18 protein-coding genes are annotated in these 21,064 nt (G+C 69.0%); 8 read left to right on the top strand and 10 right to left on the bottom strand.

Annotated features, from left to right (window positions below; translation table 11 throughout):
• Positions 1 to 27: 27 nt before the first annotated feature.
• Genes hpaD through IF64_RS0111330 form a run of 4 tightly spaced genes read left to right on the top strand, consistent with a single transcriptional unit; the run spans position 28 to position 5,949 of the window.
• Positions 28 to 1,101, top strand: coding sequence for a 3,4-dihydroxyphenylacetate 2,3-dioxygenase (gene hpaD / locus IF64_RS0111345; RefSeq protein WP_051757738.1), 1,074 nt, complete (start codon positions 28 to 30; stop codon positions 1,099 to 1,101).
• Entirely contained in the window at positions 1,098 to 2,564 is a 1,467-nt protein-coding gene (locus IF64_RS0111340; RefSeq protein ID WP_030532031.1) for an NAD-dependent succinate-semialdehyde dehydrogenase, read from the top strand. Before hpaD ends, IF64_RS0111340 begins: the two co-directional genes overlap by 4 nt.
• 55 nt (positions 2,565 to 2,619) lie before the next feature.
• Entirely contained in the window at positions 2,620 to 4,521 is a 1,902-nt protein-coding gene (locus IF64_RS0111335; protein WP_030532030.1) for an FAD-binding monooxygenase, read from the top strand.
• Between the two features lie 30 nt (positions 4,522 to 4,551).
• On the top strand, positions 4,552 to 5,949 hold the full coding sequence (locus tag IF64_RS0111330; RefSeq protein ID WP_036876383.1) for an aldehyde dehydrogenase family protein: 1,398 nt from the start codon (positions 4,552 to 4,554) through the stop codon (positions 5,947 to 5,949).
• A 50-nt stretch (positions 5,950 to 5,999) separates the two neighbouring features.
• On the opposite strand, the gene IF64_RS0111325 is transcribed toward IF64_RS0111330, so the two are convergent.
• Entirely contained in the window at positions 6,000 to 6,500 is a 501-nt protein-coding gene (locus IF64_RS0111325) for a flavin reductase family protein (RefSeq protein WP_051757737.1), read from the bottom strand.
• A gap of 332 nt (positions 6,501 to 6,832) precedes the next feature.
• Between IF64_RS0111325 and IF64_RS0111320 the strand changes: the two genes are divergently transcribed.
• Together IF64_RS0111320 and IF64_RS0111315 are read left to right on the top strand one after the other, a co-directional pair.
• Positions 6,833 to 8,092, top strand: a complete 1,260-nt coding sequence (locus IF64_RS0111320) for a styrene monooxygenase/indole monooxygenase family protein (RefSeq protein WP_030532027.1) — start codon at positions 6,833 to 6,835, stop codon at positions 8,090 to 8,092.
• On the top strand, positions 8,092 to 8,394 hold the full coding sequence (locus IF64_RS0111315; RefSeq protein WP_030532026.1) for an EthD family reductase: 303 nt from the start codon (positions 8,092 to 8,094) through the stop codon (positions 8,392 to 8,394). The genes IF64_RS0111320 and IF64_RS0111315 overlap by 1 nt, the downstream gene beginning before the upstream one ends.
• Here the strand turns inward: IF64_RS0111315 and IF64_RS0111310 are convergent.
• From IF64_RS0111310 to IF64_RS0111280, 7 genes are all read right to left on the bottom strand, one after another.
• Positions 8,373 to 9,401, bottom strand: a complete 1,029-nt coding sequence (locus IF64_RS0111310) for an AraC-like ligand-binding domain-containing protein (protein WP_048807857.1) — start codon at positions 9,399 to 9,401, stop codon at positions 8,373 to 8,375. The genes IF64_RS0111315 and IF64_RS0111310 overlap by 22 nt on opposite strands.
• 135 nt (positions 9,402 to 9,536) lie before the next feature.
• Positions 9,537 to 10,883 (bottom strand): MFS transporter, encoded by a 1,347-nt coding sequence (locus IF64_RS0111305; protein ID WP_048807856.1) that lies wholly within the window; start codon positions 10,881 to 10,883, stop codon positions 9,537 to 9,539.
• A gap of 164 nt (positions 10,884 to 11,047) precedes the next feature.
• The gene (locus tag IF64_RS0111300; RefSeq protein WP_030532023.1) at positions 11,048 to 12,247 is read right to left on the bottom strand and encodes a cytochrome P450; all 1,200 of its coding nucleotides are present in this window, start codon (positions 12,245 to 12,247) and stop codon (positions 11,048 to 11,050) included.
• A gap of 26 nt (positions 12,248 to 12,273) precedes the next feature.
• Entirely contained in the window at positions 12,274 to 13,578 is a 1,305-nt protein-coding gene (locus IF64_RS0111295) for an NAD(P)/FAD-dependent oxidoreductase (protein WP_030532022.1), read from the bottom strand.
• Positions 13,556 to 13,882 (bottom strand): 2Fe-2S iron-sulfur cluster-binding protein, encoded by a 327-nt coding sequence (locus IF64_RS0111290; RefSeq protein ID WP_030532021.1) that lies wholly within the window; start codon positions 13,880 to 13,882, stop codon positions 13,556 to 13,558. Before IF64_RS0111290 ends, IF64_RS0111295 begins: the two co-directional genes overlap by 23 nt.
• 30 nt (positions 13,883 to 13,912) lie before the next feature.
• Entirely contained in the window at positions 13,913 to 15,103 is a 1,191-nt protein-coding gene (locus IF64_RS0111285; RefSeq protein WP_030532020.1) for a cytochrome P450, read from the bottom strand.
• 92 nt (positions 15,104 to 15,195) lie between these two features.
• Positions 15,196 to 16,140, bottom strand: coding sequence for a LysR substrate-binding domain-containing protein (locus tag IF64_RS0111280; RefSeq protein ID WP_036876283.1), 945 nt, complete (start codon positions 16,138 to 16,140; stop codon positions 15,196 to 15,198).
• A gap of 213 nt (positions 16,141 to 16,353) precedes the next feature.
• On the opposite strand from IF64_RS0111280, the gene IF64_RS0111275 reads away from it, so the two are divergent.
• A complete protein-coding gene (locus IF64_RS0111275) occupies positions 16,354 to 18,807 on the top strand; it encodes a beta-glucosidase (protein ID WP_030532018.1) in 2,454 nt (817 codons plus the stop codon).
• An 87-nt stretch (positions 18,808 to 18,894) separates the two neighbouring features.
• Here the strand turns inward: IF64_RS0111275 and IF64_RS0111270 are convergent, their stop codons facing one another.
• Together IF64_RS0111270 and IF64_RS0111265 are read right to left on the bottom strand one after the other, a co-directional pair.
• Positions 18,895 to 19,275: a hypothetical protein gene (locus IF64_RS0111270; protein WP_157575512.1), complete on the bottom strand. Its 381-nt coding sequence runs from the start codon at positions 19,273 to 19,275 to the stop codon at positions 18,895 to 18,897.
• 5 nt (positions 19,276 to 19,280) lie between these two features.
• Positions 19,281 to 19,709: a hypothetical protein gene (locus IF64_RS0111265; protein WP_048807853.1), complete on the bottom strand. Its 429-nt coding sequence runs from the start codon at positions 19,707 to 19,709 to the stop codon at positions 19,281 to 19,283.
• Between the two features lie 385 nt (positions 19,710 to 20,094).
• Between IF64_RS0111265 and IF64_RS0111260 the strand changes: the two genes are divergently transcribed.
• Positions 20,095 to 21,051: a peptidoglycan DD-metalloendopeptidase family protein gene (locus IF64_RS0111260; RefSeq protein ID WP_211252564.1), complete on the top strand. Its 957-nt coding sequence runs from the start codon at positions 20,095 to 20,097 to the stop codon at positions 21,049 to 21,051.
• Positions 21,052 to 21,064 lie beyond the last annotated feature (13 nt).

The following is a 21,064-nucleotide window of genomic DNA, read 5'->3' as shown; positions in this document are numbered from 1 at the left end:
GCCACGCACACGAAGGACTGTTCAACGATGACTGTCTCGGAAACTCCAGCGGGTCCGATGCCTCCGGACATCGTGCGCTGCGCCTACCTCGACCTGGTGGTCACCGACCTGGCCCGGGCACGCGCGTTCTACGTCGACGTGCTCGGCATGGTCGTCACGGAGGAGGACGACGAGGCGATCTACCTGCGCACGCTGGAGGAGTTCATCCACCACAACCTGGTCCTGCGCAAGGGGCCGGTGGCCGCGGCCGCGGCGTTCTCCTACCGGGTGCGCACTCCGGAGGACGTGGACCGCGCCGAGGCGTGGTTCGCCGCGCGTGGGTGCCGTACCGAACGTCGCGGCGGCGGTTTCGCCAAGGGCATCGGCGATTCCGTGCGCGTGACCGATCCGCTGGGTTTCCCGTACGAGTTCTTCTACGAGGTCACCCACGTCGAGCGGCTCGCGTGGCGGTACGACCTCTACACCCCGGGCGCGCTGGTGCGCCTCGACCACTTCAACCAGGTCACCCCCGACGTTCCCGCAGGCCGGAAGTACCTGGAGGAGCTGGGTTTCCGGGTGACCGAGGACATCAAGGACGACGAGGGCACCACCTACGCGGCGTGGCTGCGGCGCAAGGACACCGTGCACGACACCGCCCTCACCGGGGGCGACGGACCGCGGCTGCACCACATCGCCTTCGCCACGCACGAGAAACACAACATCCTGTCCATTTGCGACAAACTCGGGGCGCTGCGGATGTCCGACGTGATCGAACGCGGGCCCGGCCGTCATGGCGTGTCGAACGCCTTCTACCTCTACATTCGCGACCCCGACGGGCACCGGGTGGAGATCTACACCCAGGACTACTACACCGGCGACCCCGACAACCCGACGGTGACCTGGGACGTGCACGACAACCAGCGGCGCGACTGGTGGGGTAACCCCGTCGTGCCGTCGTGGTACACCGAGGCCTCGCCGGTGCTGGACCTCGACGGAAACCCGCAGCCGCTCGTGAAGCGCACCGACAGCAGCGAAATGGCCGTCACGGTCGGCGCGGACGGTTTCTCCTACACCCGCAAGGGCGACGAGGACCAGGGATTCAAACTGGGAGCCTCGCTGTGACCGGGACAGAGCACGAACTTCTGGCTGGGGTTCCCACCGACCTGTTCGTCGCCGGACGGTGGATGAGGGGAAGCGGGGGCACCTTTCCGGTGCACGATCCCGCCACCGGAGCGGTGATCGCCGAGGTGGCTGACGCCGAGCCCGCGGAGGGCGGCGCCGCGTTGGACGCTGCCGTGGACGCCGCACGGGCATGGGCCCGTACCCCGGCGCGGCATCGCGCCGAGATCCTGCGCCGAACCTTCGACCTGGTGCAGGAGCACGCCGACGACCTCGCCCTGCTGATGACGCTGGAGATGGGCAAGCCACTGCACGAGGCACGTGGTGAGGTCGGCTACGGCGGAGAGTTCCTGCGGTGGTTCAGTGAGGAAGCGGTCCGCATCGACGGCCGCTACGGTGCCAGCCCCGAGGGCAACGGCCAGATGGTGGTGACCCACCGGCCGGTCGGCCCTTCGCTGCTCATCACGCCGTGGAACTTCCCGCTGGCCATGGCGACCCGGAAGATCGCGCCGGCACTGGCCGCAGGCTGCACGGTCGTGATCAAACCACCCGCTCTGACCCCGCTGACCACCCTGATGCTGACCCGGCTGCTGGAGCAGGCGGGAGTGCCGGAGGGCGTGGTCAACGTGGTGACGACGACGAAGTCCGGTGCCGTGTGCGGTCCGCTGATCACCGACCCCCGGTTGCGGAAGCTGTCGTTCACCGGTTCGACCGAGGTCGGTGTCCGGTTGCTCGAGCAGGCCGCCGGGGGAGTGCTGCGCACCAGCATGGAGCTGGGTGGCAACGCGCCGTTCCTCGTCTTCGACGACGCCGACCTGGATGCGGCGGTCGACGGCGCGCTGGCCGCCAAGTTCCGCAACATCGGACAGGCCTGCACCGCCGCCAATCGCTTCTACGTCCACGAGGCCGTGGCCGAGGAGTTCAGCCGGCGCGTCACCGAACGCGTTGCGGCGCTGCGGGTCGGACGCGGCACGGACGACGGCGTCGACATCGGGCCGCTGATCGACCGCAAGGCCGTCGACAGCGTGGCGGCCCTCGTCGACGACGCGGTCGGCCGCGGCGCGCGGGTCCGCACCGGCGGGTCCAGCGGAGACGGTCCGGGCACCTTCTACGCGCCGACCGTGCTCACCGACGTGCCGCCGGACGCGGAGGTGATGCGGCAGGAGATCTTCGGGCCGGTGCTGGCGATCACCACCTTCTCCTCGGAGGAGGAAGCGGTCGAACTCGCCAACGCCACTCCCTACGGACTCGTCGGCTACGCCTACACGCGCGACACCCGCCGCGGTCAACGCCTGATCGACGAGATCGACACCGGGATGATGGGCCTCAACGTCGGGGTCGTCTCCAACGCGGCCGCGCCGTTCGGCGGCGTCAAGCAGTCCGGTCTCGGTCGCGAGGGCTCCCACGAAGGGATCCAGGAGTACCTGGAGACCAAGTACACCCTGATGCCCAACCCCTATGCGTGAAGGCTGTTCGCAGCGCAGAAACGCCGACATTCTCGCAATGACGTGAGGAGACATCGTGCAGTTCCACCATCACGGCTACGTTTCCGGTGATCCCCGCGTTCAGCCGGCTGCCGGGACCGGTGTGGATCGACCGTCCGAGCTTCCCGACGAGGTCGATGTGCTCATCGTGGGCAGCGGCCCCGCCGGGATGGTCGCCGCCGCTCAGCTCGCCCACTTCCCGCACATCGTGACCCGGGTGGTCGAACGCCGTCCGGGACGGTTGGAGGTCGGGCAGGCCGACGGCATCCAGGCGCGCAGCGTCGAGACGTTCCAGGCGTTCGGGTTCGCCGGGCGGATCACCGAGGAGGCCTACCGGATCACCGAGATGTGCTTCTGGGCGCCGGATCCGGACAACCCCGAGAACATCGTGCGCACGTCCCGTGCTCCCGACGACGAGGCGGGCGTCAGCGAGTTCCCGCACCTGATCGTCAACCAGGCGCGCGTGCTGGACTACTTCGCGGAGGCCGCGCGCAACGCGCCGGCGAGGCTGGAACCCGACTACGGATACGAGTTCGTCACGTGCGAGGTCGCCGACGAGGGGGAGTACCCGGTCACGGTGACGTTGCGCCGCAGCACGGGCCCGAAGGAGGGGCAGGAGCGGATCGTCCGGGCGAAGTACGTGGTCGGTTGCGACGGCGCGCGCAGCCGGGTGCGCGAGGCGATCGGACGGGAACTGGTCGGCGACCAGGCCAACCACGCCTGGGGCGTGATGGACGTACTCGCCGAGACCGATTTTCCCGACATCCGCACCAAATGCGCCATCCAGTCCCACGACGGCGGGAGCATCCTGCACATCCCGCGGGAGGGCAACCACCTGTTCCGGATGTACGTCGACCTCGGTGAGGTCTCCGAGGACGACCACGGAAAGGTCCGGGAGACCACCCAGGCCGAGGTGGAGGCGCGGGCGAATCGAATCCTGCACCCGTACACGCTGACCGTGAAGCACGTCTGCTGGCGCAGCGTGTACGAGGTGGGTCACCGGATCGCCGACAGGTTCGACGACGTGCCGGCCGAACTCGTGGGCACTCGTACGCCGCGGGTGTTCATCACCGGCGATGCCTGCCACACGCACAGCGCCAAGGCCGGCCAGGGCATGAACGTGTCCATTCAGGACGGATGGAACATCGCGTGGAAACTGGGACACGTGCTCGACGGCCGTGCCCCGGAGTCGCTGCTGGAAACCTACTCGGCCGAACGGCAGGTCATCGCGCAGAACCTGATCGACTTCGACCGGGAATGGTCGAGCATGATGGCCGCCAAGCCCGACGAACTCGGTGACCCGAACGCCCTGGCCGACTTCTACGTCAAGACCGCGGAGTTCCCCGCCGGAATGATGACCCGGTACGAGCGGTCGCTGATCACCGGCGAGGCCACGTACCAGGAACTGGCGACGGGTTTTCCGATCGGCAAACGTTTCAAGTCCCACCCGGTGACGCGAGTGTGCGATGCGAACCCGGTGCATCTCGGGCACCACCACCGGGCGGACGGGCGCTGGCGGATCTACGTGTTCGCCGACCGTCCGGCCGCAGGGGAGCCGTCGAAGGCCACCCGTTTCGCGGACTGGCTCACCTCCTCGCCGCGCTCGCCGCTGGCCCGTACGCCCGAGGGTGCCGACATCGACGCCTGGTTCGACGTCAAGGTCGTCTACCAGCAGGACCATGTGGGCGTCGAGATGAACGCGGTGCCGAGGGCGTACCTGCCGCAGGTCGGTCCGTACGCGTGCGTCGACTACGAGAAGGTCTACGCCGCCGACCCGGCCGAGGACATCTTCGAGGGACGCGGCATCGACCGCGACGGCGTCGTCGTGGTCGTCCGCCCGGATCACTACGTCGCGACCATCCTTCCGCTCGCGGCCACCGACGAACTCGCGACGTTCTTCGAGAACCTCGTCGGCGGCGAGCGTTACGCCGGCGTCTGAACCGCCGGTCCGTCGAGAATGGAGAACATCATGTTCGCGAAGGCCGAGGACCTGCTCACCGCTGTGCAGCCGTCCACGGGTGGCAGGGAGATCGTGGACCCGGCCACCGGTGAGCCCGTCGGGCGGGCTCCTGAGCACGATCGCGCGCAGCTGGATGCGGCTGTCGAGGCCGCCCGCGCGGCCCAACCGGCGTGGGCAGCACGGGGACACGCCGAGCGCAGCGCCCTGCTCACCCGGGCTGCGCAGGCGGTCGAGGACAACGCGGAGGCGCTAGCGGTGCTGCTGTCGCGGGAGCAGGGAAAACCGCTCAACGGGCCCAATGCGCGGTTCGAGGTCGATGCGTGCGTGGGGTGGCTGCGCGCCACCGCTGCGTTCGAGCTCGAACCGGAGACGGTCGCAGAGGACGCGGAACTGCACTACCGGCCGTTCGGGGTCGTGGGCGCCGTCGGACCGTGGAACTGGCCGATGATGATCAGTGTCTGGCAGTTGGCGCCTGCGCTGCGCATGGGCAACACCGTCGTGCTCAAGCCGTCGGAGTACACGCCCCTGTCGGTACTGGCGCTGGTGCACGTGCTCAACACCGCGCTACCCGCCGATGTGCTCCACGTGGTCTCCGGCGGTCGCGACGTCGGGGAGGCGCTGGTGGCACACGAGAGCGTCGACAAGCTCATGTTCACCGGCTCGACCGAGACCGGCAAGGCCATCATCCGGTCCTCCGCGGACACGGTGAAGCGGTTGACCCTCGAACTCGGGGGTAACGACGCCGGCATCGTGTTGCCGGACGTGGACCCCACGGCCATCGCCGAGGATCTGTTCTGGGGTGCGTTCATCAACACCGGCCAGACGTGCGCCGCACTCAAGCGTCTGTATGTGCACGAGGACGTCTACGACGACGTCGTCGACGCGCTGGCGCGCGTCGCTGCGGCCACACCGATGGGAATCGGTCTCGACGAGGAGAACGTCCTCGGGCCGCTGCAGAACAAGGCGCAGTACGAGATCGTGGCCGACCTGGTCCAGGCGGCCAAGGACGCGGGCGCCCGCATCGTCGTGGGCGGGAATCCGGCCGACGACCAGCGCGGGTTCTTCTATCCGGCGACCATCGTGGCCGACATCGACAATGCGCACCCGCTCGTCGCGCGCGAGCAGTTCGGCCCGGTTCTTCCGATCGTCAAGTACACGTCGGTCGACGACGCCGTGGCGATGGCCAACGGACTCGACGTCGGACTGGGCGCCTCGGTGTGGTCCGCCGACCGGGAGCGGGCCACGGCGATCGCCGCGCGCCTGGAGGCAGGCACCGTCTGGATCAACAAGCACGGGGCGATCGATCCCCGGGTTCCGTTCGGCGGTGCCAAGCAGTCCGGGTACGGCCTCGAGTTCGGTGTCGAAGGGCTCAAACAGCTCGGCCAGCCGCAGGTCATCAGCGGCTGACCGGACGAGATCCCGCGCGGGTCCCCGGCAACCCGGGGACCCGCCCGGGATCACGCCTCGGGAATGGTGACGAAACCGCCGTCGACGAAGGCCAGGCAGTCGCCCCTGCGATGGCCGAAGTGTTCGACCCGGCCCAGGAACAGGGTGTGGTCGCCGCCGTCGTGCTCGGCCCACGGGGTGCATTCGAACCACGAGGCGGGGCCGGCCAACCGGGGAGCGTAGGCACCCTCGACCCAGTCGGGCTCGAGGTTCGGCTTGCCCGCGAAGTGCATCGCCACGTCACGCTGGTCGGCGCCGAGCACGTTGACCGTGAACGGCCTGCCACTCAGCAGTGCGTGGGCACGCACCGATCGCTGAATGGCCACGAGCACGAGTGGCGGGTCGAGCGACACCGAGGTGAACGAATTGACCGTCAGCCCGTGGCGTTTCGACACGCCGTCGAACGTGACCACGGCGACGCCGGTCGCGAACCGGCCGAGGCAGCCGCGCAGCACCTGCGCGAGCTCGGCCGGGTCCTCGTAGGCAGCAGCTGCGGTGGACGGTGCGGTCATCGTCGATCGCTCCTGTCTTTCGGGGTCGCCGACATGCGGTGGGGTCGGCGCCGGAGGTACATCTGCCTCACGCAGCGTCCGCAACCGGAGGTGACGGCCGCTACCCCGATTCCGCTGCCTTGCCGTGGTTGCACAGACTCGTGCGTCCGTTGGACAGTGCGACCCGGGCATCGCAGGGCGGCCGGTGCGGCGAGTTGACAGCCAGTGCACCGCTTCTGCGCCTGAGCGAACAGCGGCACGTGAGGCTGTGCCGGGACGCACTCCGCGCGTCAGGATGACGGCGGCCGACCACGTCGGCGCTACCACGGGCACGGCTCAACGAGGAGACGCAGATGCCAGACATCGGGATCATCGGAGCGGGCACGGCGGGGCTGCACCTCGCGCTGCTGCTCCAGCAGGCCGGGGTCCGCACCCGGATCTACACGAACCAGACCGCCGAGCAGATCGCGTCGGGACCGCCGCAGAACAGCGTGTCGCACCACGCGCCGACCATCGCCAGGGAACAGGCGATGGGCGTCGACTTCTGGCCTGCCGACGAGTACGGCTACCAGGTGCACTACCACCACCTGAACGTTCCGGACGGTCCTCCGGTGTTCCGCGGCGACTTCCTGCGCCCGTCCCGGGTGCTGGACTACCGGATCTACCTGCCGCGGTTGATGGCCGAGTACGAGGAGCGCGGTGGGACCATCGAGCAGCGTTCGATCGAGCCCGCCGACTTCGACCGGCTCGCGCGCGTGCACGACCTGATCGTGGTCGCCGCGGGCAAACGCTCGTTCGCGGAGTACTTCGGCGAACGGCCCGACGTCTCGCCCTATGCGAAGCCGCAGCGGCACCTGGCGGTGGGCTTCTGGGACGGCGTGGCGCAGACCGAACCGCGCGCGGTGACCCTGAGCATCTCGCCCGGTCACGGCGAACTGCTCGACCTGCCCATCACCACTTTCGACGGCTGGGCCAGTGCGTTGCTGTTCGAGAACGTGCCCGGCGGCGACCTCGAGGTGCTGATGACGCAGAAGCAGTCCGAGGACCCCGAGGCCTACCGCAAGCTCACCCTCGAGAAGCTGAAGGAACACCACCCGACGGTGTACGAACGCATCGACGAATCCCGGTTCGCCCTGATGCGTCCCGGTGACATCCTGCAGGGCGCGGTGCGCCCGGTGGTGCGTGAGGACTACCGGCTGCTCGCCGACGGAACCGTCGTGTTGGCCCTGGGCGACGCGCACGCCACCGTGGACCCGGTGACCGGGCAGGGCGCCAACTCCGCGTCGTTCGAGGCGCAGGTGGCCGCGGACGCGATCATCGAGGACGGAGTGGTCGACGAGCGTTTTGCGCAGAAGGTCGCATTGCGGCGCAGGGAACGCGTCGACGGGCTGAGCACATGGGTGAACACCATGATCGAGACGCCCACGCCGCCGCATCTGCAGAAGCTCATCGGCGCGATGTCGCAGATGCGCACGTTGTGCGACGAGTTCACCGAGAACTTCAGCTATCCCCACCGCAACGGCGACATGGTGGCCACCCCTGAACGCGTGGACGCCGCGATCGCCCGCCATGCCGAGATCGGCCAGGATCCCACCGACGCGAAGGCGCACTGATGCACAAACTGTTGGTCCTCTACCCGCATCCGACCGACCCCGAGGCGTTCCGGTCGTACTACGAGAACACGCACCTGCCGCTGGCTGCGCAGTTGCCGGGCATGCTCGATTGGCGGTACAGCCTGTCGGTGCGTTCGGCGCCGGAGGAGAACTACTTCGCCGTGTTCGAGGCCGATTTCCCCGATGCCGAGACACTGGCGGCCGCGTTGTCCTCGCCGGAGGGCGAAGCGGTGCAGGCCGATGTGCCGAACTACGCCACCGGGGGCGCGATCGTGCTCGACTATCCGGTGGCCTCTCCCTGAGCCGGCCGCGGTTCGCCGCGCCGCGCGTCGGACCGTGCGGCGCGGCGGAACGCGCTGGGCGAGAGCCCGACCTGGTGGCGGAACGTGCGCGAGAAATGGGACGCGTCCGGATAGCCCCAGCTGGTGGCGATGTCGGCGATCGACCGGTTGGCATGCAGCGGATCGGCCAGTTCCCTGCGGATCGCGTCGATCCGTTGTTCGCGGATCCACGCCGAGACGGTCGTGCCCTGCTCGTGAAAAAGCGCATGCAGGTGGCGCGTGGAGATGTAGACCGCGCGGGCGATGCTGTCCGGATTGAGGTCGGCATCGCCGAGGTTGTCGGTGATGTACTGGCGGATGCGCAGCATCAGCGACAGGTGCTCGTGGTCGCCCTCCGCGGTGTGGGCCAGGGCCGCGGTGCTCAGCAGCGCGGAGATCAGGTCCACGGCGGTGCGTACCACCCGCGCTGCGACGGGTCCCTCCAGTGCACCGAAGTCGCTGGAGAGCTCCGTCAACAGCGGGGTGACCAGCCTGGTCAGTCGTTCCTCGGGGCCCAGTGAGATCGCCGTGATAGCGCGGACGTGGTCGGGGCTCGGGTCGATCAGATCGCGCGGAAACATGATCACGACGGCGTCGACGTGGTCCGGGAAGCGCAGATCGTACGGCCGTGCGGTGTCGTAGACGGTCACACTTCCCGGCACCAACGTCGCGCTGCGGGCGTCCTGTACGAGCTCGCCGCGGCCGTCGACCAGCAGCATGATCTTGTAGAACAGCCGCTCGGAGGCGTCGATGAGCGCCGGCGTGCGGTGCACCTCGTGGGGGCTGACCCGCAGTCGGGAGAAGAACACCCCGTCGATGACCCGGCCGCGAATGGTGCCGGCGAACCGCCCGTCGCTGAGGTCGTCGACCACCAGGGGCACGAACGACGACGACACCACGCGCTGCCACGCGAGCACCGACTCGGTGGCGAAGGCAACCGGGGGCAGGGGGGCTTCGCCGCGCACACCCGCGACCGTTGATCCGGTCATGCGCGCTCCTTCCGTAGCGACGACGTTGGCGCTCGAACCCGGAGAGTATCGCGCCCGGCCGGGCTCGGCGTCGCGGTGAACGCCGAGCCCCGTGCGGCCGCCCGCCGTCGACGACGTCGGGCGGGCGGCCGGGACCTATCGCACGTGTGCCGCCAGGTCGGCCGAGGAGCCGGCCTGCGAGAACACGGTCGCCCCGCGCTCCTGCTCGGCCTGGTTGTCGACACCGAGGTCGATTCCGGTGCGGTCCCGCAGGAGTGCGCAGGCGACGACGGCGAGCGCGAACATGACGAGCAGGTAGCCGGCCACCGTGTAGATGCTCCCGGTCGCCTGGACCAGCGTCGTGGCGATCATCGGTGCGAACGCACCGCCGAGGATCGCGCCGAGCGCGTACGAGATCGCCACCCCGGAGAACCGCACAGAGGCCGGGAAGATCTCGGCATACCAGGCGGACTGAGGGCCGTACGCGAGGCCCAGACCGACGGTGAACAGCGCGAGGCCCAGGAAGAGCGGCCAGATGCGGCCGGTGTTGACCAGGGCGAACATCGGGATCACGGTCAGGATCAGGCTGGCGTAGCCGATCAGATAGGTGCGTTTACGGCCGAAGCGGTCGGCCATGATGCCCGACAGGAACGTCGTCAGGGTCCACAGGGCGGCCGCGCCGGTGATGGCCAGCAGCACCGGGGTTCGCTCGAGCGCGACCTCTCCTTCGGGGTCGGTGGCGTAGTTGGTGATGAAGCCGCCGGTGGTCATGTACCCCGCGGCGTTGTTCCCCGCGAAGACGAAGGCGGCGAGGACGATGAGCAGCCAATGCCTGCGGAACAGCTCGACGATGGGCGCCTTGGTGCGCTGCTTCTTCGCTGCCATCTCGGCGAACACGGGGCTTTCGTCGACGGCGCGCCGAACCACGTAGCCCACGCCGATCAACACCGTGCTCAGCAGGAACGGGATCCGCCAGCCCCAGTCGAGGAAGGCCTGTCCCGGCGCGATCACGCCGGTCATCAACGCCGTCACACCGGAGGCGAGCAGCATTCCGAGCGGTACGCCGATCTGCGGGAACGCTCCCGCGCGGCCGCGACGATGTGCCGGGGCGTGCTCGACGGCCATCAGGACGGCACCGCCCCACTCGCCACCGGCCGAGATCCCCTGCAGGATGCGCAGGACCAGCAGCAGGATCGGGGCGAGTACGCCCGCGTCCTCGTAGGTCGGCAGGAGCCCGATGACGGCCGTCGCCCCGCCCATCATCACCAGCGTGATGACGAGCATGGCGCGTCTGCCGATGCGGTCGCCGAAGTGGCCGGCGAGGAACGCGCCGAGCGGCCGGAAGACGAAGCTGATCCCGACGGTCGCGAACGACAGCAGCAGTCCGATCTGCGGACCTGCCGGTGCGAAGAACAGCTGGGTGAACACGAGCCCGGCGGCCGTGCCGTAGATGAAGAAGTCGTACCACTCGATGGTCGTACCGATGACCGTCGCGAAGGCCACGCGCCGTGAGTTCTGTGCGGTCGTGTGTGCAGCGAATGGGGGTGTCGACGAGGGCGTCGATGGGGATGTGTTCGGCATTCTCTGTTCCTCTTCGTTGAGGTGAAACGGCACCGAGGTGAAACGGCGCCGCCGGGGAGAGCGGCGGACGGTGCCGGGAGGTGCGGTCACGCGTGCCAAGTCACGGGCAGCTCGGTCAAGCCGCGGAAGACCCAGCCGTCCCAGGACTCGGGACGCCGCGGGTCCGTGCGCAGGTCCGGGAGCTCGGCGTACAGCAACGGGACCGCGACGTCGCCGATGGCGATCCGGGCGGCCCAGTGCCCGGCGCAGAGGTGTACGCCGCTGCCGAACGCCAGGTGCGGCCTGCGCTCACGGTCGATGTCGAACTCGTCGGGACGGGCGAACGCGTCCGGGTCGCGGTTGGCCGCAGCGACGACCACCCCGAGGGGCGCTCCGGCCGGCAGTGCCACGCCGTGCAGCGTGACCGCCCGAGTGGTCTCCCTCGGATACATGCCGATCGGCGACTGCCAGCGGACGACCTCGTCGAACACCTTCGCCCACAGGGACGGGTCGGCGAGGACGCGGCGGCGCTGCGCGGGGTGCCGGGACAGCGCCCAGACCGCGTTCGTCACGGCGTGCTGGGGCTCGTTCATGCCGCCGGAGATCACCAGTTTGACGTTCGCGGTGACCTGCTCGACGGGAAGACCGCTCGCGATCAGCGCCGAGGTGATGGATTCGTCGGGCGCCTTCCGATAGAACGGGATGAGCTCGGCCAGTAGCGCATCGACCTCGTCTTGGGCTGCGTCACAGCGACGCCATATCTCCGCGTCGTCGAGCAGATTTCCCGTGCCTGCGATGAATGCGTGGGACCACCGGCGGAGATCGTCGACGGTCACGTCCCTGAGCCCCAGCAGGTCGATGAGGTTCTGCGACGCCACCGGTGCCGCGTAGTCCCGGTTGAGATCGGCCTCGTCCGGGCCGCAGGAGCGCAGGGTCTCCAGGTGCGTGCGCGCGTTCCGCTCGAAGATCGGCGCCCAGTGCGCTCGCAGGCTCTTCGGGCGCAGCGTCGTGTTGATCGCTGTGCGTTCCCGGGCATGGTCGGGGTCGTCCTTGCGCAGCATCGGCGTCGCGCCCATGGCTCTGGCCATGGTCGCGCCGCTACCGCGCACCGCAGCGGAGAATGTTTCCTGGTCCTCCTCGATGGCACGGCAGGCCTCGGACGCGGTCACCAGGTATCGGCCGAGCGCCGGTACCCAGGCCACGGGCATGTCGCGCACCAGCCGTCGGTAGGTGGGGTAGGGGTCGCGCATCAGGTCCGCGGGATCGACCCAGTCGGCGATGGGCGCCTCGGTGGTGGGCGTGGTCATGGCGGTTCCTCGGGGTGTTTGTGTGCTCAGGGGGTGGGTGCGAGCGCCCTGGCGAAGCCCTTCAACGAGAAGTCGGGGTCGGCCAGCTGCTCCGGTGCGGGCGAACGTCCCTGCGCCAGCAGCTTGCGGGCGGCCATGTGGTCGGCCGGTCGATTCAGCGATTCCACGGCGACGAGTCGTTCCCCGCGGTAGCAGCACACGGAGAACCTGCCCTCGGCACGGTCGCCGAGGACGAACGCACGGTCGCCGGGCAGTCGGAGGCCGGCGATCTGCAGCTTCAACTGCCCCTGGTGGCTCCAGAACCACGGCAGCTCCCGGTATCCACCGGGGTCCTCGCGGCCCAGAATCGCCGCCGCCACGTGCCGGGCCTGGTCGGTGGCGTTCTGCACCGACTCGAGACGCGTTCGGGCGCCGGTGAATGCATGCGGGAAGCTGGCACAGTCCCCGATCGCATAGATGTCGGGGTCGCTCGTGCGCAGGTGCTCGTCGACGACGATCCCGTTGTCCACGGCCAGCCCGGCCTGTGCGGCGAGCTCGTCCCGCGGGACGACCCCGATGCCCACGAGCACCAGGTCGGCGGTGTACTCGGCGCCGTCCGTGCCGATCGCGCCGCGGACCCGGCCTGTGCCTGTGCTGTTGTCGCTGCCCTTGCCCTTGCCGTTGCTGTCCAGGAACGCCGCCACGCCCGTACCGAGGCGCAGGTCGACTCCGGTGCTGCGGTGCGCCTCGGCGATGTGCTCGGCCATCTCGGCCGACAGCGCACGGGCCAGGGGACGTTCCGCTGCCTCCACCACGGTGACGGGGATGCCACGCTTCCGGGCGGCGGCTGCGAACTCGAGGCCGATGAACCCGGCTCCGACGACGAGCGCGGAGTCGCATCCGGCCATCGCGGCCCGTACGGCTTCGGCGTCGGCGAGGGTGCGCAAGGAATGAACGCCGCCGAGGTCGCAGCCGGGTACCGGCAGGCTGCGGTTCGCGGCGCCGCACGCGAGCACGAGGTGGTCGTAGGGCAGTGCGCGCCCGTCGGAGAGGTGCACCCGCCTGCCCGTCCGGTCGATCATCGTGGCCGTGACGCCCGTGCACAGCTCGATCTGCTGATCGGCGAAGAACTGCGGGCCCCGCAGGGGAAGCGGTTCGGCGTCGGCGGGGCCGAGGTGCTCCTTCGACAGCGGCGGCCGTTGATAGGGAGGCGCCGGCTCGTCACCGACGAGCGTCAGCGGGCCGGTGTGGCCCATGGCCCGGAGGGCCTCGGCCGTCGCGGCGCCCGCGTGGCCGGCGCCGATCACGACAACGTTCGCGGCGGCCGCTTCAGACCTGGGAGCCGGGCACATCGACCTCGACCTCCTCGAGATCCGGGCCGAGCACCACCTGGCACCCGAGTCGGCTCCGGGCCTCATCCCGGGGAGCGGCCGTGCACTCCAGCATCTCCTCTTCGTCCTCGCTGATCTCCGGCAACCGGTCGCGGTAGCCGTCGCGGACGTAGACGTGACAGGTCGCGCACATGGCCTGGCCGCCGCACTCGCCGACGATGCCGGCGACGTCGTTCTGCAGAGCCACCTTCATCACGGAGGTGCCCTCGGGCGATTCGACGACGTCGGTCTCGCCGTTGGCGTGGTGGAAGATCACTGTGGGCATGGGAACTCCTCGAAAGATCGGATTCGGCGGTCAGTCCCAGAGAACGGGCAGCGAGGTCACGCCGCGGAACACCCAGCCGCCGCACACCGCGGGCCGGTCGGGATCGAGCCGCAGGCCCGGCAACTCGCGGAACAGACCCGGCAGCGCGACATTGACCACGGAGGCGCGGGCGACCCAGGCTCCCGCGCAGAAGTGGTTGCCCCCGCCGAAGGCGAGATGGGGTTTCCTGGGGCGGTCGATGTCGTAGGACTCGGCGTCGACGAAGACCTCCGGATCCCGGTTCGCGGCACCGACCGCGACGCCGAGGCGCGCACCCCGGGGGATGTGGAGACCGCACAGCTCGGTGTCCCGGGTGGCTTCGCGTGGGTACATGCTGATGGGGGCCACCCAGCGGATCGACTCCTCGAACGCCTCGGACCAGCGCCCGTCGGCGAGCACGGAGGCGAGTTGTGTGGGGTGGCTGAGCAGCGCCCACGTCGTCGTCGCGATCGCGTCGCGAGGCTCGTTGAGCCCACCGCCGATGGTCATCTTGAAGTTCGCTCGCAGCGATTCGAGTGGCATACCGGACGCGCCCAGTGCCGACAACAAGCTGCCGTTCGGACGATCGCGCAGGATCGGCAGCATCTCGTCGATGGCCACGTCGACTTCCCGGGAGGAGCGTTCGGCCGCGGCCCACACGTCGGGGTCGTCGGCGTAGTTCCCGGTCCCGTCGATCAGGGTCTGCGACCACCGTTGGACGTCCTCCTGGGTGGCGTTCTCGAATCCCATGATCACGCGGAGGTTCTCGGCGGCGAACGGCGCGGCGAATTCCGTCACCAGGTCCGCGCCGGGCCCGGCCTCGCGGAGGCGTTCCAGATAGGTAGCGAAACTCCGCTCGAAGACCTGGTTCCACTCCTGTTTGATCGCCTTGGGGCGGAGCACGCCGCCGTAGGCCTTACGTTCGACGTCGTGTTCCGGGTCGTCCTTGCGGAGCATGCTGTGCCCCATCGAGCGCTTCATGAGCGAGTTGGTCTCGTCCGCGGTGAAGCGTTCCTGGTCGAGCTCGATCGTGTGGCAGGCTTCGTACCCGATGACCAGGTAGCGGTTGACCGCGGGAACCCAGTGAATCGGTGCCTCGGCGCGGAGGCGTCGGTAGATCGGGTACGGATCCGCGTAGAGATCGGGGATGGTGACCCAGTCCGCCGAGGGAATGGATCGCGGGTGCGTCGTGTCCACGGTCATCGTTGACGTGTCCCTTCTGACTCCGTTGGTCAGAAGTGTGAGTTCGACCGCCTCCCGAAGTAAACTTCCGAAAAATTGGCATGGACCGAACTTCAGGTTTGGTTCACGCGCGGTCCGCTCTGGTGAGTGCGTGGGTCGAGCAGGTCACCGTGCGCCTCGGCGAAGTCCACGAGGGCTCTGGCTCGGTCGGTCAACCGCACGTCGTGGGGCCACATCATGCGGACGACGGCGGGCCGGACGGAGGGGCTGATGTCGCGCACGACCACGGGCATGCCGTCGTAGGTCGTGGGGGAGACGGGTCGCTGGATGAGGATCGTGTATCCGAAGCCGTGTGCCACCAGCGAGCGGGTGAGCTCGAAGTCCGTGGTCCGCTGCACGATGTTCGGCGTGACGCCCGCGTCCGCGTAGAGCATCAGCGTGTGCTCCTGGGCGGGAGGGAAGTTGAGCAGGATCATCGGCTCTGCCGCGAGATCGGCCAGGCTGACCGACGCGGCCGAGGCAGCGGGATGATCCTCCGGCAAGAGCACGTACGGCGGCGCTTCGTAGAGCACGACCGAGTCGAGCCCGCTCGGCAGGGCCATGTCGTAACCGACCGCCAGGTCGAGCGAGCCGGTGAGCAGCCGGTGTGGCAACTCGGCCTGACTGCCGGTGACGACGGTGAGGTCGACGGAAGGGTGTTGCTCTGCGACCCAACGCATCAGCGTGGGAACGATGGTGGGGGCCAGCGTGGCGTAGCAGCCCAGCACCAGAGGTCCGACCAGTTCGGCGCCACCGCTCGCCGTGGCGAGCTGGAGTTCCTCGGCGTCGCGGAGCAGCGTGGTGGCGCGGTTGTAGAGGAACGTGCCGGTGGGGGTGAGGACGACCCCGTGCGCCTTGCGCCGGACCATCAACTGCGTGTGCAGCGTGCGTTCGAGCTCGGTGATGGCCGAGGCGACGGCCGTCGGCGTGACGTGCAGTGCGCCCGCGGCCGCCGATATCGACCCCGCATCCGCGACAGCGACAAGGTACTCGAGCTGGCGCAGCGTGTAGGTCGGCATGTGAACCTCAGGTGCTCGGTCGGCTTCATCGTTGAAAGCGCGGTGCGGAACATACGCTAGCCGGAAGCCGAGCCGGCGCCCACGTCGGAGCGCAACCCGTCCGCATCGCGGCGGGCCGAGCCGCCAGCCGGGGCCGGGGGTATGAGGGTTGCGGTGGGCAGACGCCGTCACCATTGCCGGGCGGACGGGCACGACCAACGGGAGGATGCGGCGATGGCCGACGACATCGATGATGCTGTCACCCGCGAACGTTGTTTCGACGGTGTACTCGCGCGACTGAGTCTGGAAGAGAAGGTCCAGCTGCTCACCGGCAGGGACTTCTGGACCACGTGGCCGCTCGAGAAGATCGGCTTGCGTCGCATGGTGCTTTCGGACGGGCCGAGCGGCGTGCGCGGCGAGGTCTGGGACGAACGCTCGCCGTCGCTCAATCTGCCGTCGGCGACCGCGCTGTCCTCGTCGTGGGATCCGGCGATCGCCTGGCGATACGGCGCCGTGGCTGCGGCGGAGGCCCGGCGCAAAGGTGTCGACGTCGTGCTGGGCCCGACGATCAATCTGCATCGGTCCCCGTTGGGTGGTAGGCACTTCGAGGCCTTCAGCGAGGACCCCGTCCTCACCGCGGTTCTCGCCGCGTCCTACGTGCGTGGGGTCCAGGACAACGGGATCGGCGCGACGCCGAAGCACTACGTGGCGAACGACTTCGAGACGGATCGGTTCACCGCGGACGTTCGGGTGGACGAGCGTCCGCTTCGCGAGTTGTACCTGCGCGCGTTCGAGGATGCCGTTGTGGACGCTCGCGCGTGGTTGGTCATGAGTGCCTACAACTCGATCAACGGTGCTACGGCCACCGAGAACCCGTTGTTGGAGATGCCGCTGAACAGCGAATGGGGGTTCGATGGTGTCGTCGTCAGCGACTGGACGGCGGTGCGCAGCATCGAGAGCGCGAAGTACCCGCAGGACCTTGTGATGCCGGGGCCGTCCGGGCCGTGGGACGAGCGATTGGTGGATGCGGTGCGCCGCGGCGAGGTCGCCGAGGCGGCCGTTGACCGGAAGGTCGAGCGCATCCTGCGTCTCGCGGCACGAGTGGGTGCGCTGGACGGTTTCGAACCTGCCGTGTCTGAGCCGCCGCACCGCGAGGACGGCGTGGCGTTCGCCCGCGAGGCAGCGGTGGAGGGAACCGTTCTCGTCGAGAACAACGGTCTGCTGCCGCTGGGCTCGCCGCGCAGCGTTGCGGTCATCGGGCACAACGCCGAGAACGCGCGCACCCAGGGTGGTGGCAGTGCGACCGTGCTGCCCGAACACGTCGTCTCTCCGTTGGAGGGCATTCGCGCCGCCTTCCCGCATGCGGACGTGACCTATACCCTCGGCGCCATCGTGCAGGAGGGACTCGCGGAGCTCGATCGCGAGGCCATGCGCAACCCGGCGACCGGCGGCCCCGGGGCGCGGGTGGAGATGTGGGACGCGCGCGGCGAGCTCCTGTACTCGGAGGATCGGTTCGCAAGCGGTCTCGTGTACTTCGGCGGTGACGCACCGATCAGCGAGACGGCATCTCTGGTGTTCGAGACCGACTACACGCCGGGCGAATCCGCTTCTGTCCGATTCGGGTTCGCGTCGGTGGGCAAGGGGCGCATCCGGGTCGACGGTGAGCTGCGGGCCGAGGAGACCGTGCACCCGGTCGGAGAGGATCTGGGTGCCGCCTTCCTCTCTCCGGCCTCGACGACGGTTCCGTTGGAACTGCGGGCAGGCGAGACCGTGCGCTTGCGCGTCGAGCTCGAGCCGTTGCCGGCGCAGGAAGGGCTCGGCAACGCCTTGAGTATCACGGTCGGAACCGAACCGGCGCGGACGGACGCCGAAGCGTTGCTGGCCGACGCCGCCAGGGCGGCGGCCTCGGCCGAGGTGGCGGTCGTGGTCGTCGGTACCAACTCACGGGTCGAATCCGAGGGGTACGACCGCACCGACCTGTCGCTACCGGGCCGGCAGGACGACCTGGTGCGCGCGGTGACGGCGGCGAACCCGAACACGATCGTCGTCGTCAACTCCGGATCGCCTGTGCTCCTGCCCTGGCGGAACGATGCGGCCGCGGTCCTGCTCACCTACTTCGGCGGGCAGGAGTACGGCGCGGCCGTCGGCGACATCCTGACCGGCAAGGCCGAACCCGGCGGGCGACTCCCGACGACGTGGCCCGCTCGGACGGAGGACGTCCCGGTGCTCGGGGTGACTCCGCGGGACGGTGTGCTCGCCTACGACGAGGGTGTCCACATCGGATATCGAGCCTGGCTCCGCGCGGATGTCGAACCGGCCTACGAGTTCGGTTACGGACTCGGCTACACGACATGGTCCATCGCGGATGTGTCCGTTTCGGACTTCGACGCCCACGGGACCGCGATCGTGGAGTGTGCCGTCCGCAACACCGGCGCACGTCGCGGAAAACACGTGGTGCAGGTGTATGCCTCGCGCGCCGAGTCCGTGGTGGATCGACCGGCCCGTTGGCTCGTCGGACACGCAGTGGTGCGGGCCGACGCCGGTGCCACGGTGACGGCACGTGTCTCGATCCGCCGCCGCGACCTCGATTACTGGCAGGGCGGTTGGCAGGTCGAGGCGGGCGACTACGACATCCATGTCGGTTCCAGCGTCCTCGACATCGCGGATACGACGACCGTCCGCGTGTGACGGGACACCGGCGTCGATAAGGACTCCCGGCCGGTGAACACCTCGACGAGCTGGATCCGACGGTTCGTCCTGCTCGATAAGGGCCGGTCACGTCCAGGAACCGCCGCCCTTCGGCGGCAGACTGAACATCACGGTCACGCTCATCCCCGGTGCTGCCGAGGGGAGTGGGCGGTCATCACCCTCCAGGGTGATGGTGCTGATCCGCATCTGCCGGGAGTCGCCGCCGCCGGTGACGGCACACCACTGGTCGACCGCGATGGGCACGAGTGCCTCGCCGGTCATGATCACGCCGCGGCCGGTGATCGGAAAGCACTCCCTGGCCTGGATGACGAGGTGGCCGTCGGAGAGCGCGGTCCACGGTGCGCCGTCGCCGGCGGTCGCGGGCCCGGTGGTCACACGGCTGCTGAAGAGCTTCTTGAACAGTCCCATCGGCAGCTGTGACGGGTGTCGATCGCAGGTGGTTCCCATCCGGCTCACGGCGGTCCGAAGTGCCGTGCAAGGTCGTCGGTGTCGACGGTGAGGCCGTCCGCAGGCCGAACGACCTCGTCCGGATCGATCATGTTTCGGGTGTCGCCACCCCAATGGGCACGCAACCGGACGGACGCGGTTCTGGTGTTCTCCTGGTTCCGGTAGGCGCCGTGCACTGCCCGCAACACGTCGGTGAACTCGGCGATGGCCCGCCCGTGATCGTCGGCGGCGAGGGTGATGTTGCCGCTGATGCGGGTCCCGGGCCCGACGCCGTCCTGGTATCGGACACGGCCGGAGACGTACCCGGGGCGGGCTCGGACCGCCGCGTGCAGTGCGGCCTCCACAGCGGGGACGTCGGCACGGGGGCGCCCGGCGGCGCCGCATGCCGTGAGCGCGCTCGCGGCGACACCGAGGATCGCGGTCCTGCGCCACACGCGTCTATCGTTCCAGGCTCGATGCGTTCGGCGTACACAAGCCCTTGCTGCCGGACTCCGTCACGACTCGGAGCCGATGTACACCGCGAAGGGCGCGAGAACGAGGATCAGCGTCGCACAGTGCGAGCTTCTTGTGTCTGTCCACGCGGGTTCGACGTGCCACCGTCGATCCTCGTTCCGTGGGCACAGCAGAGAATCCGAATCTACGACCTTCGTTCCGTCCTGATCGGACTTTCGGTGTTTTCCATGGCCGAGGCGGTGGCCGCGTTGCAACGATGGCCACGTGAGTGATCGCGACAGGCGATCGCCGCAACAGGTGATCACTACGAACATGGGGGTAACAACCATGATTGCGCGGAATCGTGAATTCGCTGCGAGACGTGCCGTGTCCGGGGTTGCCGCAGTGGGCCTCGCCGCCGGGATGGCGCTGACGCTCGGTGCGCCGAGTGCGCTCGCCGAGGAGGGCGCGATGATCGTGCCGGCGAGCGGCAAGGTGACGGGCACGCCCAACGGTTACTGCACGTCCGGTAACAGCCACGACGGATTCGACATCGCGGCGTCCGTGGGCACGCCGGTGGTCGCGTCGGCGGACGGCACCGTCCGCCAGGCGGACTACGCCGACAGTCCCGGTAACCGCATCGTGCTCGACCATGCGAGCGGCTGGGAGACGCGCTACCTGCACCTCGACTCGAAGGCTGTGTCGACCGGGGAGTCGGTCACGAAGGGGCAGGTCATCGGCACGGTCGGCAACACCGGGTCGTCGACCGGTCCGCACCTGCACTTCCAGATCGAGCGCAACGACTCGGTCATCCGTGACGGGTCGCTGCTGGACGACTTCACCTGCCACTCCACGGTGAGCCAGGGATCGGCGATCGGTTACAGCTTCCCGGGCCTGCCCGGTGGCGGTGACGTGGTGAACGACTTCCCGAAGCTGCGGGAGGGTGACCGCGGCGAGAAGGTGGAGCTGGCCCAGACCCTGCTCACCCAGGCAGGCTACGACACGGAGGTCGACGGGGTCTTCGGGGAGGCGACCGTCGCCTCGCTCAAGGCGTTCCAGGAGGAGGTCGGTGCCGAGGTCGACGCGGTGCTCGGCCCGAAGAGCTGGGGTGCGCTGCTCACCGCACCTGCGGCCGGAGACAAGCTGCGGGAGGGTTCGAGCGGCGAGGAGGTCAAGTACCTCCAGCGTGGCCTGAACGCCACGCTGCGCATCGACCTGGGGATCGACGGAAAACTGGGTTCGGCGACGTTGTCGGCGGTCAAGCAGTACCAGGAGTCGCGGGGTCTCGCCGCCGACGGTGTCGTCGGCCCCGACACCTGGAGCGCGCTGAAGAGCGGCGCGTGATCGGACCGTCGAG

Source organism: Prauserella rugosa, from assembly GCF_000719975.1.
In the GTDB taxonomy this organism is placed as follows: Bacteria; Actinomycetota; Actinomycetes; order Mycobacteriales; family Pseudonocardiaceae; genus Prauserella; species Prauserella rugosa.
This window is presented reverse-complemented; position numbering and strand designations above follow the sequence as displayed.